This window comes from Paenibacillus lentus (assembly GCF_003931855.1).
GTDB lineage: Bacteria > Bacillota > Bacilli > Paenibacillales > Paenibacillaceae > Fontibacillus > Fontibacillus lentus.
On record NZ_CP034248.1, the window covers coordinates 1,939,236 to 1,953,769 of the forward strand.

The window sequence follows — 14,534 nt, forward strand, 5'->3', positions numbered from 1 at the left end:
GAATGACTCTGTTTAAAAAGTATAAATGGACATGGATGATCCTGGTGATTTGCGTCGTGCTGGCAGGTTACTTGCTGTGGAACTCCTTTGCTAAACCGAAGCTACCCGTCATCGGCACGGTTGCGCCTTTTACGCTGGAGAATTTGGACGGTAAGCAGGTGACGTTAGAGGATACGAACGGCAAGGTGAGGCTGTTCTACTTCTTCTTCTCTAACTGTCCCGATGTATGTCCGGTGACTACCTTGAGACTTTCCCAAGTGCAAGATGAACTGAAGGAGAAGGGCTTGTTTGAGAAGGATGTAACGCTTGTGTCGATTACCTTTGATCCGGAAAGAGATACGCAAGAGCGGCTTAAGGAGTTTGGCGATAAATTCAAGGCGGATTATTCGGGCTGGTATTTCCTGCGGGGAGAACAGGGGAAGGTTATCGATCTGGCGATGAATTCTTTTAAAATTCTGGTGAACCAGGACAAAGAAGGCAATTTTGTGCATATGGATCTCATTGGGCTCGTTGACCGGAAGGGGAATATACGTGAAATGTTGTATCCCGACGCAACGGCGGAGGAAATTGCAGGTGTCGTTGCGCGGTTAGCGAAGGAATAAGGAGTTTATAGGAAGCTGGGCGGGGGATAAATGATGTAGTCCTCCAGCCCGGCTTTTTCTAATTGGGCAATAATATATTCATCCGGCGTACCTTCAACCCCGGCGTAGCCGCGTCTCGTGTACATTTGAACAGCATCGGGAAAGGCGTCGCGGAGCACGCCGCGGATTCGTTTGCCGGAAGAGTCGTTATCCATGAATAAGAACACCTCGTCGTCTCTAACCTGCTTGCGCAGCGATTCCAATTTCAAGGAGTTTAAAGTTCCGAAAGTACAGAGTATCGTAATTTCCTCACTCACTAGGCGGCGGAGCTTGCTTCGGTCATTCTTTCCTTCAACGATAATGTAGATCGACAAATAGATCACCTCGGGCCGGCTGTTATCGATAGTAATTAAAAATAAGGTGTCAGGCCTCTCTAGTGTATACCGCAAACGGGAATCATGCAAAAAATGCCCAAAGGCAAACGGCTTGCCCACAGCAAGCCGTTATTAGTGAAGTACGTATGATTAATATAATGGAGCGCGGAGAATGATCACCAATAAAATGTACAGCACAAGGATTGTTCCCGTTGATGTCCAGAAACCGCCTGGAATGACTGGTCCAGATTTGCAAGGATCGATGTGGCCCATTTTTTTCCACCTCACTTTCGCTAGCTGATCGGTGACTACACATTATACTATGTGTATTTGTTGTTATTGCCCTGTGCAGCAGCCTAAAATGAAAAAGAGAATACGCTTTATTGATCGTCGTTGTCGTGGTTGTTTAATGAATATTTGTTCTTGTCGTTAACGGTGGAAGCGTGACTCCCTTTTTTCTTCCTGGCGGAACAATGATTATGACGGTCATCAAGAGCAGGAAAGCCACGAAATAAGGAGAATACGAACCGTGTATCGCTCCGGCAGCGACGGGGCCTATAAAGGAGCCTAGCGACATCGCGATGGATTGCAGTGAGAATACGGTACCGAGCCGCTCTCCGCCACTTAGATCGATGAATAGGGAAGACATTGCAGGATAGACGACTCCCTTGGCAATGCCAAGGGCAAATAGCGACACCGGCAATGGAACGGCGTCCAGGGCAGCGAGCGAGAAGAAGGATAGGGCGATGCCTAATATGCCTAAATGTGTTCGGATATAGGGAGAATAATGGCTCAAAAACAACATTGACAATGTTACTAATGCTCCCAAGCTAATAATTGAAAAATTGATGCCAGTATGCATAACCCCCTCTGTGCCGCCAAGCTGCAGCGGAAGCTCGAAGAATAATATCCCTTGGGAGCAGGATACCGCGAGGGGCAATAAATAATACCTTAGGGGGATGACCTGAAATACCGCAGGCGTGCTTTCCTTCCTCATAAGGGATCTTGCGCTCTCGATCTGAACGGTGCGAGGCTCATGAATCATAAATATGGCGATAATCCCCGTGACGATCAGTAGCCAGCCGAGGGACTGAAAGGTCATGGAATAACCGCTTTGGGCAACGAGAAATGCACCAGCCGCAGGAGAAACTACGGAAGCGAGTGTATGTACTACGCCATGTCCAGCCATGAGCTTGCCTTGTCCGACTGGATCCTTAGATAGCGAGGCGAGCAGCGCCAAGCAGGCTGGAGACAGAAACGCCAGCACGAATCCGCTGATTGAACGGAGAACGAGAAGTTGCCAAGGCTCGGTGACGTGGGCCTGCAGCAGGAGAATGATCCCCGCAGAGATCAGGCTGAAAATCATATAGCCTTTGCTTCCGTGTTTATCGACGCCTTGCCCGGCGAGCAAATTGCCGGGCAGGTGCGTGAGAGCGTAGATGCCCATCATCCAGCCGATGAATACAGGTGCCGCACCGAGCGAGAGCGCGAATGGAGTAAGAATCGGGTATTGGGCGTGCAAATCAAAGAAAGCGAGGAACAAAAAAAGGTAGAGCCAGAAAGCCATTTTCATCATACCTTGCCCTCCTGAGTAATTACCTTATGATCTACTTGTACGTTGAAGAGGACAAACTTATACCCTTTTAAATAGCTGCTTGCTGCTTTTCCTTGAATACCGGGCAATATCCAGGGGTTAGCTGACATCGCTTAGGTTGATCATGTATAATAACTTACACTGCGTAATGCTACAAATTTGAGATGAAACTAAGTTGAAGTTTGTTACGTTTAATCTAAGAGAAAATGTAATTATAGGGGTGTATTAAATGATGGATGTTCAGGTATGGACGGAATTTTTGAGGCAAAATTGGCTGGTGATTGCTGTTGCGCTGGTAGTTTTGCTTCTCATTGTAAACTTGGTGAAGACGGTTGTGAAATGGGCATTAGTTCTTCTAATCGCTGCTTTTATCGTCATTTACAGCGGAATATCTCTCAAAGATATTGGAGATGCGGTGAATACAGTTAAAGATCAGGCTGTGGAATACAGCAAGAATGAAGTGCTGAATGCGATGAAAAACGAAGCCAAGGAGGCAAAGTGGGTTCAGAATGGAGACGGCACTTTTACGATTACCACTCCGAACCTGGAAGTAACCGGAACTCCGGGGAATGACAAGGTAAAGGTCGTTTTTCGCGGCGTTTCCCTCGGAGAATGGAAGATGAGTGATGCGCTTGAAATCTTCGTGCAGGAAGCGGAGAAAAACTCAAAATAATAGGACTGTAGGGGGCGGACATGACGGAAATCTGGATTGGCAGTTTGCGGGAATACAACTTGATTTCCGCCTTGCTCTTGCTCATTATGATTGTTTCGATCTTGCAAGGTCTACTGCGGGGTGCCTCCCGTTCGGTCGGCCGATTGTTCACGTTGTTTAGCGGCGGGTTGTTATCGCTTCTTAGCATTCTAGCCTCCGTACCGTTTACGGTATGGATCGCTCCTAAGGTTCAGCAATGGCTTGGTAGCCTGGCTCTGCCTAGCAGGGAACTGTCGAGATGGGAGCAGCTGTACTATACGTTGATTACGGCAGTAAGGGATTTCCCGCTTATGCGCTTTGCCGTCGTGTTCATACTTAGCTACTGGCTGATTCGTTCGATTACCGGGTTGATTTGCGCATTTGCCTTTGGCGGCGGCTCTCTGTTCGGGCGCTTGGCTGCCGGTCGAGAGGGAACTGCTTCGGGAATCAGCCGGCTTATGGGGGCTGGAATCGGAACAGTCATCGGTGCTGCAAGATGCCTGATGGTCATTGCAGCGTTGTTCATCGTGGTCACCTTGTTTCCGAACAGCGGGTTCAGCCGTTATGTAGAGGCATCACCTGTTTACCAGCAGGGGGCCCGTACAATCATCGAACCATTAACCGGAGGTTTGATCAAGGAAAAGCTTCCTGTCTTCACCCGCGGCGCACGAGAAGAGCTAAACGAAATTTTACAGCGTCGGTATGAGGTCGTCGATGCGGAAATTTCACAAGATATTGAACAGGCAGCTGCAAAAATAACGGCCAACGCCAAGAATGATGAAGAGAAGGCACGGCGGCTCTATGAGTGGATCGGAAGTCGGGTAGATTATGATTACGATAAAGTAAGGGATTATGAAGAAAAGGATATTTGGCATGAGCAGACGCCGCAAATGACTTTTAATAGCAGGCGTGGTGTATGTATCGATTATTCCCGCTTATACGCTGTGATGGCCCGTTCACAGGGACTTCAGGTAAAAGTAGTGACTGGTCTTGGCTATGACGGCCGCGGCGGTTATGGGCCGCATGCTTGGAACGAGGTTTACTTATCGGAGAAAGAAATTTGGATTCCGCTTGACGCAACTTGGGCCAAGAGCGGAAATTGGTTCAATCCGCCAGCGTTTTACGAGACTCATATCGCGGACAATGTGATTTAGATTATGTTACAATAATTGCAAAATCAATTGCATAATGCATGAATTTGCAAACAAGAGAAAGCGAGATTTCTGCGATGAAAAAAGTATATTCTGATGATCCGCGTGAGCAGGAAATAGAACTGCAGCGGCATTTCAATATTCGCCTTAATTTATTTTTTTTCAGTGCATTTGCCATCTTTACGGTGATCATCATTCGGCTGGCTATTCTGCAGTTTGTAGAGGGACCGACATTGGCCAAACAGGGAACCGGTCTTAGAATAAAGGATGTTCCGCTTCCGCCGAACCGGGGGACGATTTATGCAGCTGGAGGGGAGAAGCTGGCCTATTCAACGCCGGTGCAATCTTTGTATATTACGCTGCAGAAGGACTACAGCAAGAGCACGACAAAGGGGAAGGAGAATCGACCGGAAGCCATCGCATTGGCAGAGAAGCTGAAGGCGGCTTTTGATAAGCACGGTGATCCTAATGCTACCCCGATGACGCTGGAGGATATTGTCGATGCCATGGATTTGGAATACCGGAGAGCGGGCGGTTTCGCACCGCGAAGAATAAAGATCGACTTGACGGATCGGGAGGTTGCTTATTTCCTGGAACGGAAAGATCAGTTTCCGGGGATTGATATTGTGGAGGAGAGTATCCGTCATTATGATGAAGACAGGGTAGCCGTTCAGACCATTGGCTATTTGCGGAAATTCAGCTCTACGCAGGATATCTCCTGGTATGATTCGGTCAGAGAATTGATGCAATCGGAGAATAACGATCCGGGGCTGGAATATACGGCCGAGGAATTCGTGGGCTTTGATGGTTTGGAAATGCAATATCAGCACGAGCTGCGCGGCAAGAACGGATATAAGAGTGTGCCGATCGATCCGCGCAACATGGCGAACGGAATTCCCGAGCTGACGGCACCGGAGAAGGGCTATGATCTGCATACGACGATTAATAAAAATGTGCAGCTTATCGCCCAGCAGGCCATCACCGACCAGCTCAAATGGCTGCACAATAATCCAGTATCCGGCAAGCTGCATCCGCATGCCAAGACAGGTTATGCGGTAGCGATGGAAGTGGAGACCGGTAATGTTATCGCTATGGCCAGTATGCCCGATTATGATTCTAACGTTTGGAAGAGCGGCGGAGTGACTGGCGACGTATGGAGACAAATCGAGAACAGTTACAAGAACGGAACGATTTGGCCCTATGGCTCAGGACGCTCAGGCCATGGCTTTGACTCGACAGTATATCTTGGATCCACGATCAAACCGTTATCTGTATTGATCGGGCTGAATGAGGGGTTATTTAATACAAATACCTATTACAACGATAGGGGAATAGCCTACTTCGGACGCAATGATTCTTCCAGCGTGCGAAACTCTGGAAAACGCGCTTATGGACAAATCGATCCATCTACAGCAATTTATAGGTCTTCCAATGCCTTTATGGTCGACATGATCGGGGAGAGGTTGTACAACAAGTACGGTGCCGAGGGAATTGACGTATGGGATAAGTACATGAAGGATTTCGGCCTAGGCGTCTTGACCGAAGTAGATTTGCCCTCAGAGTACTTAGGGCATCTCGAATATAAGGATGAGAATGAGACGCCATTAGCGAGACTGGTCTATGCCTCATTTGGCCAGCAGGGGAAATATAGCACCATGCAATTGGCCCAATTTACCGCCACTCTGGCAAGCCGAGGCAAAAGAATGGAGCCGCATCTTGTCAGTAAAATTACCGACTCTGACGGCAACATCATTAAAGAGTTCGAGCCGAAGGTACTGAATGAAGTGAACTTTAAGCAGGAACACTGGAATGAAGTGATCAGCGGCATGAAGACGGACGTCTCCGCATTCAACGGATTCCCTTATGATTTTGCCCGGAAGACAGGAACCTCTGAGCAGTCTTACCGCGGTAAAATGATTGATAACGGGGTATTTATCGCCTTTGCTCCACGGGAGAATCCGAAGCTGGCGGTGGCGGTCGTTGTTCCTGAGGGAGGATTCGGTTCGATGAGCGCCGCACCGATCGCGCGGAAGATCTTTGATGCTTACGATCAGGAATATGGATTGGACGGCGTGCCGAAGAAAACAAAACAATCGCAGCAAGAGACAGCGGGCGATTAATTGATACATTTTGACAAATAGATAACCTAAGATTAGGCCGTCCTATGGTTTTATGACCGAGGGCGGCTGCTTTTTTTTTGCGAAATTTCCCACCTTTTCCCTCAGGCTCTATGTTACAATAATTGTATATTATGAGCGATAGTAGGAATGTGGAGATTTATGTGATGAGAAAATTATATTCAGGGGATTTGCGCAAGCAAGAAGCAGAGCTGCAGCGTCATTTTAATATTCGCCTTAATTTGTTCTTTTTCATTTCATTTGCTATTTTTACGGTCATTATTGTCCGGCTGGCCATTCTGCAATTCGTGGAAGGGCCCACGTTAGCCCAGCGAGGCATAGAGCTGAAAGTGAGGGACATCCCTTTTTCGCCGATTCGCGGAACGATTTATGCGGCAAGGGGCGAGAAATTGGCTTATTCAACATCGGTGCAATCCCTGTATATTACGCTTCAGAAGGACTACAGTAAAAATACCGATAAAGGAACAGAGAATCGTCCTGAGGCTGTAGCTTTTGCTGAGTCATTAAAGACTGTTTTTGACATATACGGCGACCCGAATGTTGTCACGATGACGCTCGATGAAATTATTGATGCGATGGATTTGGAATATCGGAAAGCAGGTGGATTTGCGCCGCGGCGTATAAAAATCGGTTTGACGGAGCTGGAAATTGCTTATTTTGTGGAGCGGAAAGATCAGTTTCCCGGAATCGATATCGTAGAAGAGAGCATCCGCCATTACGACGAAGACAGGGTAGCGGTTCAGATGATTGGCTATTTGCGGAAGTACAGCTCAACGCTTGAAGAGCCTTGGTACGCTACCGTGAGAGAATGGATGGCATCGGATGATAAGAATCCGGGGTTGGAATATACCCAGGAGGAATTTGTCGGCTTCGACGGACTGGAGATGCAGTACCAGCATGAACTGCGTGGCAAAAATGGATATAAAAGCGTGCCGATTAACCCGCGAAATATGGCGAGTGGCATTCCTGAATTGACGGCACCGGAGAAGGGCTATGATCTGCATACGACGATTGACAAAAAGGTGCAGCTGGCCGCTCAAAAGGCGATTACTGACCAACTTGAATGGCTGCACAACAACCGGGTATCCGGAAGGCTGCATCCACATGCCAAGACAGGTTATGCCGTGGCAATGGAAGTGGAGACCGGAAATATCGTAGCGATGGCCAGCATGCCGGACTATGATACGAACATCTGGCAGACAGGCAGCCTTACCATTGAGCAGTATGAACGAATAAAGACAAATTATCGGAATGGAGCGATCACGCCATATAGCTCGGGTCGTTCAGGGCATAATTTCGATTCGACGGTGCTCTTGGGCTCGACGATCAAGCCATTGTCTGTGTTGATTGGGCTCAATGAAGGATTGTTCACGACGAATGATACTTATCAAGATCGAGGGATCGCGTATTTCGGAAAGAATAACTCCTCTAGTGTTCGGAATTCAGGGAGGTTTGCATATGGAGGGATGGATCCGTCCAGGGCGATTTATAAATCTTCCAACGCCTTTATGGTTGATATGGTCGGAGAGAGACTCTACAACAAGCATAGAGCTGAAGGAATCGATGTATGGGATAAATATATGAAGGAGTTTGGCTTAGGGATTTCGACCGGTATAGATTTACCTAACGAGTTTCATGGGATTCTTGATTACAGGGATGATCGGGAGACGCCGCTGGCGAGGCTGGTATACGCCTCATTCGGTCAGCAAGCGAGGTATACAACCCTGCAACTGGCGCAATATACCGCTACTTTAGCTAATCGAGGTAAAAGAATGGAGCCACATCTTGTCAGCAAAATTACTACTGCGGATGGGGATGTGGTGAAAGAGTTTAAGCCGAAGGTGCTGAATGAAGTCAGCTTTAAGAAGGAGCATTGGAATGAAGTTATCAGTGGTATGAAGACGGATGTTTCCGCATTCCACGGGTTTCCATATGATTTTGCCCGGAAGACAGGAACGTCCGAGCAGGACTATAAAGGGACAATGATGGATAACGGGGTATTCATTGCCTTCGCCCCTCGGGAGAGTCCGAAGCTTGCGGTGGCGGTCGTTGTTCCTGAGGGAGGATTCGGTTCAATGAGCGCGGCGCCGATTGCGCGAAAAATCTTTGATGCATACGATCAGGAATATGGGCTGGCTGGGGTCGCGAAGAGGCAGAACCTGCAAAATTAATTCCGTCGATAATCTTGAAATCCGCCATTGCAGCGGTAGTTTGAAGCAAGAGAAAAATTTTCTCTTGCTTTTTTGTATAGATATGCCTTAAAATTTGCACTAGGGAAACTTTATTTTATGAAGCAAACAATTAAGGGTTGGGGAAACATATATTTCTTCCTCCAACTCATGAGGAAAAATACATAGATGATTAGGAGGGATTATCATGGATCAATTAAAAGTAAAGAAAAGTCCGTTTCAGCGCGTAAAGATGACGCTTGGTGTACTGGCGTTGATCATAGTAGCGGCCTGCTCTAAGGTGGACGGCGAAGTATTGCATGCTACGCGCGGGGAGAAACAAGAGGTTATTCAAGTTGTAACAACGACGGGGATGATCGCTGATCTTGTTCAGGAAATCGGCGGGATAGAGGTGAACACCGTAGCTTTAATGCGCCCGGGGGTAGACCCTCATTTATTCAAGGCATCTCAAGGGGACATTCAGAAGCTGGATGAAGCAGACTTGATTTTTTATGGCGGTCTGCATCTGGAAGGAAAGATGACGGAAATTTTAGAGAAGTTGGGACGGCATAAACATTCGGTTCCGGTCTCCAAGGATATTGATCAGGCCTCTCTTCGATCCGGAGCGGATATCAATGGAACGCAATTCGATCCGCATATCTGGTTCGACGTAAAGCATTGGATTTCTGCCGCGGGAACGGTACGGGATACGTTAATCGCATTCGACCCGAAGCATGCGGATCTTTACAAGCAGAATGCGGAGGCATATATCGGGCAATTGAATGCACTGGATGCAGAGGTCAAGGAGAAATTAAATGAAATTCCCGAGTCCGATCGGGTATTGGTTACCGCTCATGACGCTTTTGGATATTTCGGCGATGCTTATGGAATGAAGGTAATGGGCCTCCAAGGTATTAGTACGGCTGCCGAATACGGCTCGAAGGATGTCAGCAAGCTGCGGGATTTTCTTGTGGAGAACAAAATCAAAGCCGTGTTCGTGGAATCGAGCGTTCCGCCGAAAGCGATGGAAGCGGTCATCGCCGGGGCCAAGGAGAAGGGACATACCGTTAATATCGGCGGAGAGTTGTATTCCGATTCGATGGGTGATCCTGGTTCGGGTGCAGACACTTATATTACAATGGTTCGCCATAATGTGAACACCATTGTTGAAGCATTGAAATAAAATGTAGGACGTAAAATTGCCTAAGGAATGAAAGGAGCGATCATCGATGCACTCAAATCCACTGGAAGTTCAAAATTTAACGGTGGCCTATCAGAAGAAGCCTGTACTGCGCTCCGTATCTTTTCAAATCCCGTCCGGGAAGCTTATAGGTGTTCTTGGGCCGAACGGTGCGGGAAAATCAACCATGCTTAAGGCGGTGCTGGGGCTGCTTCCGAAGGTAGACGGCGAGGTGTTGATCTATGGGAAGCCTTATCAGGAGCAGCGCAAGCTGGTTGGTTATGTGCCCCAGCGGGAGTCGGTTGATTGGGATTTTCCAACCAACGCCCTGGATGTCGTAATGATGGGTCGATACGGACATCTGGGCTGGTTTCGGCGGCCTGGGGCGGAGGAGCGGCGAATTGCCCTCGACTGTTTAAGCAAAGTCGGCATGGCTGATTATGCCAGCCGTCAGATTAGTCAGCTGTCCGGGGGGCAGCAGCAAAGGGTTTTCCTAGCCAGAGCGCTTGCCCAGAATGCCCAACTCTATTTCATGGACGAACCATTTGCTGGAGTGGATGCAACGACAGAGAAGGCGATTATCGGACTTCTTCATGAATTGAAGGAGCAGGGCAAAACTGTATTGGTCGTTCACCATGATCTGTCCACAGTCAAGGAATATTTCGATCATGTTATATTGCTTAATGGAGAATTGGTTGCCGAAGGGACGACTGAGGATACGTTTACCCCGCAGAATCTGCAGAAAACGTATGGAGGCCGGATCGCCATGCTTCAGGATTTTGCCGCTGTACCGATAGAGATGGGGTGATGTGGTTATGTTCGATACGATGTTTGGATGGTTTAGCGACCCGAATATGAGATGGATTCTCACGGGCTCGCTGTTGCTTGGCTTAGGCAGTGGAGTCATCGGCTCGTTCACCTTCCTGCGCAAGCAAAGTCTGCTGGGGGATGCGCTTGCTCATGCCGCCTTGCCGGGCATTTGCATCGCATTTATGCTTAGCGGCGTGAAATCGGTGGGGTTGTTCATGATCGGAGCGATATTGTCCGGGATGCTGGCCACCTTCGGAATACATTTTGTCACCCGTTACTCCAGAATCAAGCAGGATGCCGCATTGGGAATCGTACTTACTGTCTTCTTTGGCGTTGGGGTCGTTCTGATGACGAAGATTCAGCATAGCGGCAACGGCAATCAGAGCGGATTGGATAAGTACATGTTTGGGCAAGCGGCCTCGATGATGTTATCTGATGTTTATTTAATGGGAGCCGTATCTGTGCTTCTTGTACTCATTTGTGCCTTATTTTTTAAGGAGTTTAAGCTGGTCAGCTTTGATCCCGGTTTTGCGCGCGGAATGGGCCTGAAGGTCTGGCTATATGAGCAATTGCTGCTCCTGCTTACTGTCATCGCCGTGGTTGTGGGGATTCAGGCCGTCGGCGTAGTCCTCGTTGCTGCTTTACTGATTACCCCTGCGGTCGCTGCTCGTTATTGGACGGACGCGCTTGGGATCATGGTTGTTTTGGCAGGGCTGTTCGGTGCATTGTCAGGAGTTACGGGTACGCTCATTAGCTCTACATTGTCCAATTTGCCGACGGGGCCGGTTACGGTGCTCGCGGCGACGGCGCTGTTCGTCGTATCTATCGTATTTGCCCCGCGCAGAGGCTTGCTAGCGAAGTGGCTACGGCATCGACGGACGCGCAAAGATGTGCGCAGTGGCTTGGGAGTTCAAACAGCACCTTCGATGATTAGTCAGCATGCAGCCGAAAGGGGGGCGGATTGATGTTTGATTTCTGGATTATTCTAACCGGAACACTCGTTGCCGCCACCAGCGGCATTCTCGGCTGTTTTCTCGTATTGCGCAAAATGTCGCTTGTGGGGGATGCGATTAGCCACTCCGTGCTGCCGGGAATTGCCATCGCTTTTATAGTTAGCGGTTCAAGGGATTCCTTGCTTATGATGGTCGGTGCGGCCATATTAGGACTTATCACGGTTTTTCTTATTCAGTTGCTTCAGCAAGGGGGGCTGCAGTCGGATGCCTCGATCGGCATCGTCTTTACAGCGTTGTTCGCGATTGGTGTCATCTTGATCAGCCGTAATGCCTCGAACATAGATCTCGATTTGGACTGCGTTTTATTCGGAGAAATCGCTTATGTTCAATGGGACATCCTTGTTATTAACGGTTATAATATGGGGCCTGCCGCTGTTTGGTTCCTCGGCATCACCTTATTGATTGTCCTGCTTGTCATCGGTTTATTCTATAAACAGTTCAAAATATGCGCATTCGATCCGGCATTAGCCGCAGCCTTAGGCATTCCCGTGGCTCTGTTCCACTACTTGCTGATGGGGCTCGTCTCGCTCTCCACGGTGGCGTCGTTTGAAAGCGTCGGTGCGATTCTCGTGGTCGGCATGCTGATCGTTCCGGCTTCCACGGCTTACTTGTTGACCGATCGTTTGAGTATAATGCTGTTGTACAGCGTACTGGTCGGTGCGCTCAGCTCAGCTGGCGGATATTATTTCGCCAAGTGGCTGGATGCTTCTATTGCCGGGTCGATGGTTACTGTTGCAGGGCTGCTGTTCCTGTTGGCCTTTCTATTCTCCCCGCTTCACGGGCTGGTTGCCCGGTTTAGCAGGCGGCGCCGTATGAAGTCCATGACGGCATAATAACGTATGAAAAATATGACGCATTATGACGCATTATGACGCATATTATGGCGTTTGATAATCGAATTGACCTCCCTATATATAGCACAATGATTCTGTCTAAGAAGCTGCATTTCCCGATTTTGCGGGGTGCAGCTTTTTTCCTATTTTAAAAGTGTTGAATGTTGATGAAGGAGTAATGTAATGTTAGATCATAAATAATGTGGAGCAAAGGAGTTGTTGATGCTTGTTGATCAAGCTGGACGTCACGAATTGCGATACAGCCAGAACGATGATTGATATACAAATACCCGCCTATAAGGTTGAGGCAGAGCTGATCGGTTATGACGGAATCCCTCAATTGCTGGACACTGTGGAAACGATGATGGAATGTAAGGAGAATTTTGTGGGATACTTCCTGGAGGGAGAACTGGCCGCTTTCGTTTCTTATGAGGAAACGGAGCAAGAGGTTGAAATATGTCGGCTTGTTGTGCATCCTTATCATTTCCGCAAGAAAATCGCCACGATTCTCGTCGAGCATGTCGTGGAGACGATTGCCCAAGGTCGGCCGATTAGCGTTAATACAGGAGCTTTGAATTTTCCTGCGAAGGGATTATATCAAATGTTCGGTTTCCGGCAGGTTAGAGATATCGAAGTGGCTCCAGGAGTATTCATTACCGAGCTTAGGAGAAGCTGAGCAGCCTGTATGCAATCTTCGGTATATGGTAGAATGGCCTTAGATAGAGAAGATTGCATCATTGGAATGGAGGAACTGGATTGAAGTACAAACTGTTAGCTCTTGATATGGATGGTACGTTGTTAAACAGCAATCATCAGATTTCCCCAAAGACAGAAGAATGGCTTCGCAAAGCGATGGCTGCGGGAGTTCATGTCTGCTTGTCGACGGGAAGAAGTTATGATGAGGCCGTTTCTTATGGAGAACAGTTGGGGCTTGAAACTCCAATGATTACGGTGAATGGCAGTGAAGTATGGCGGACGCCCCATGAGCTGTATCACCGTGAATTATTTGATCACAAGCTGATCGGGCAAATGCATGAAATTGCCAGGAAGAAGAACGTTTATTTTTGGGCTTATGCCGTAGAAGGTGTGTATAGGGAAGACAATTGGGATCGAAGCTTGCTGGAGCGCAATCAGTGGTTGAAGTTCGGCTATACCACCAAAGACGACCAGCTCCGCCACGAGATTAATCTAGAGCTGCAGAGCATGAGCGGGCTAGAAATTACGAACTCTTCACCCTACAATTTGGAAATTAACCCACAGGGGGTCAACAAAGCCAGTGGGGCTGCCCTCGTCTGTGATCTTCTAGGCCTTCAAATGTCGGAGGTTGTGGCGGTTGGTGACAGCCTGAATGATCTGGCGGCCATTCAGGCAGCCGGTCTAGGCGTGGCGATGGGTAATGCGCAAATCGCGGTGAAGGAAAATGCTGATGTGGTAACGGCTTCGAACGATGATGATGGGATTGCCCTGATTATTCGCGATTATATTTTGACGGAGGAGTGATCCGCTTTTGGATATACTCGGTTGGATTATTGTTATCGCGCTTTTTGCTGTCGGGATGGCGGGGGCGATATTTCCCGTGCTGCCGGGCGTATTGGCGATTTATTTCGCATTCTTTGTATACGGATGGTTTTTCTCGTTTGAAGCATTGGGACCCGTATTCTGGATTGTTCAGACGCTTGTTGTCGTAGCTCTGCTAGTGGCGGACTATGCCGTTGGTGCCTGGGGCGTCAAGAAATTCGGGGGCAGCAAGCTGTCGGTCTGGTTGAGTACGATTGGCATTATTGTCGGCCCTTTTCTCATTCCGGCATTTGGTCTTATTCTGGGACCGCTTATCGGTGCAATGATCGGAGAAATGATTAGGGGCGAGACACCGGCAAAGGCCTTTAAGGTTGGCGTAGGCTCTGTCGTCGGCCTGCTGAGCAGTATGGCCGTCAAGATTGTACTGCAGCTTGCGATGATTATCCTGTTCGTTATATGGATCGTATCTTCTTAGTGGAAGGC

At 48.5% G+C, this 14,534-nt stretch carries 15 protein-coding genes; 12 read left to right on the forward strand and 3 right to left on the reverse strand.

Going from position 1 to position 14,534, the window contains the following annotated elements:
• Window positions 1-2 precede the first annotated feature (2 nt).
• Window positions 3-602, forward strand: a complete 600-nt coding sequence (locus EIM92_RS08650) for an SCO family protein (protein ID WP_125082303.1) — start codon at window positions 3-5, stop codon at window positions 600-602.
• A gap of 5 nt (window positions 603-607) precedes the next feature.
• On the opposite strand, the gene EIM92_RS08655 is transcribed toward EIM92_RS08650, so the two are convergent.
• From EIM92_RS08655 to EIM92_RS08665, 3 genes are all read right to left on the reverse strand, one after another.
• On the reverse strand, window positions 608-955 hold the full coding sequence (locus tag EIM92_RS08655; RefSeq protein ID WP_125082304.1) for a toprim domain-containing protein: 348 nt from the start codon (window positions 953-955) through the stop codon (window positions 608-610).
• Between the two features lie 150 nt (window positions 956-1,105).
• Window positions 1,106-1,228: a sporulation protein YjcZ gene (locus EIM92_RS24130; RefSeq protein WP_125082305.1), complete on the reverse strand. Its 123-nt coding sequence runs from the start codon at window positions 1,226-1,228 to the stop codon at window positions 1,106-1,108.
• A gap of 133 nt (window positions 1,229-1,361) precedes the next feature.
• Window positions 1,362-2,528, reverse strand: coding sequence for an MFS transporter (locus EIM92_RS08665; protein ID WP_125085076.1), 1,167 nt, complete (start codon window positions 2,526-2,528; stop codon window positions 1,362-1,364).
• A 253-nt stretch (window positions 2,529-2,781) separates the two neighbouring features.
• On the opposite strand from EIM92_RS08665, the gene EIM92_RS08670 reads away from it, so the two are divergent.
• From EIM92_RS08670 to EIM92_RS08720, 11 genes are all read left to right on the forward strand, one after another.
• The gene (locus EIM92_RS08670) at window positions 2,782-3,222 is read left to right on the forward strand and encodes a hypothetical protein (protein WP_125085077.1); all 441 of its coding nucleotides are present in this window, start codon (window positions 2,782-2,784) and stop codon (window positions 3,220-3,222) included.
• A 20-nt stretch (window positions 3,223-3,242) separates the two neighbouring features.
• The gene (locus EIM92_RS08675) at window positions 3,243-4,394 is read left to right on the forward strand and encodes a transglutaminase domain-containing protein (RefSeq protein ID WP_125082306.1); all 1,152 of its coding nucleotides are present in this window, start codon (window positions 3,243-3,245) and stop codon (window positions 4,392-4,394) included.
• A 74-nt stretch (window positions 4,395-4,468) separates the two neighbouring features.
• Window positions 4,469-6,511: a peptidoglycan D,D-transpeptidase FtsI family protein gene (locus tag EIM92_RS08680; protein WP_125082307.1), complete on the forward strand. Its 2,043-nt coding sequence runs from the start codon at window positions 4,469-4,471 to the stop codon at window positions 6,509-6,511.
• A gap of 164 nt (window positions 6,512-6,675) precedes the next feature.
• On the forward strand, window positions 6,676-8,700 hold the full coding sequence (locus tag EIM92_RS08685) for a peptidoglycan D,D-transpeptidase FtsI family protein (RefSeq protein ID WP_125082308.1): 2,025 nt from the start codon (window positions 6,676-6,678) through the stop codon (window positions 8,698-8,700).
• 205 nt (window positions 8,701-8,905) lie between these two features.
• Window positions 8,906-9,880: a metal ABC transporter solute-binding protein, Zn/Mn family gene (locus EIM92_RS08690; RefSeq protein WP_125082309.1), complete on the forward strand. Its 975-nt coding sequence runs from the start codon at window positions 8,906-8,908 to the stop codon at window positions 9,878-9,880.
• A 46-nt stretch (window positions 9,881-9,926) separates the two neighbouring features.
• A complete protein-coding gene (locus EIM92_RS08695; RefSeq protein ID WP_125082310.1) occupies window positions 9,927-10,685 on the forward strand; it encodes a metal ABC transporter ATP-binding protein in 759 nt (252 codons plus the stop codon).
• A 7-nt stretch (window positions 10,686-10,692) separates the two neighbouring features.
• The gene (locus EIM92_RS08700) at window positions 10,693-11,652 is read left to right on the forward strand and encodes a metal ABC transporter permease (protein WP_125082311.1); all 960 of its coding nucleotides are present in this window, start codon (window positions 10,693-10,695) and stop codon (window positions 11,650-11,652) included.
• Window positions 11,652-12,533, forward strand: coding sequence for a metal ABC transporter permease (locus EIM92_RS08705; RefSeq protein WP_125082312.1), 882 nt, complete (start codon window positions 11,652-11,654; stop codon window positions 12,531-12,533). Before EIM92_RS08700 ends, EIM92_RS08705 begins: the two co-directional genes overlap by 1 nt.
• 226 nt (window positions 12,534-12,759) lie before the next feature.
• On the forward strand, window positions 12,760-13,209 hold the full coding sequence (locus tag EIM92_RS08710; RefSeq protein ID WP_211344437.1) for a GNAT family N-acetyltransferase: 450 nt from the start codon (window positions 12,760-12,762) through the stop codon (window positions 13,207-13,209).
• A gap of 80 nt (window positions 13,210-13,289) precedes the next feature.
• On the forward strand, window positions 13,290-14,033 hold the full coding sequence (locus EIM92_RS08715) for a Cof-type HAD-IIB family hydrolase (RefSeq protein WP_125082313.1): 744 nt from the start codon (window positions 13,290-13,292) through the stop codon (window positions 14,031-14,033).
• Between the two features lie 7 nt (window positions 14,034-14,040).
• Window positions 14,041-14,526, forward strand: a complete 486-nt coding sequence (locus EIM92_RS08720; RefSeq protein WP_125082314.1) for a DUF456 domain-containing protein — start codon at window positions 14,041-14,043, stop codon at window positions 14,524-14,526.
• The last annotated feature ends 8 nt before the right edge of the window (window positions 14,527-14,534 follow it).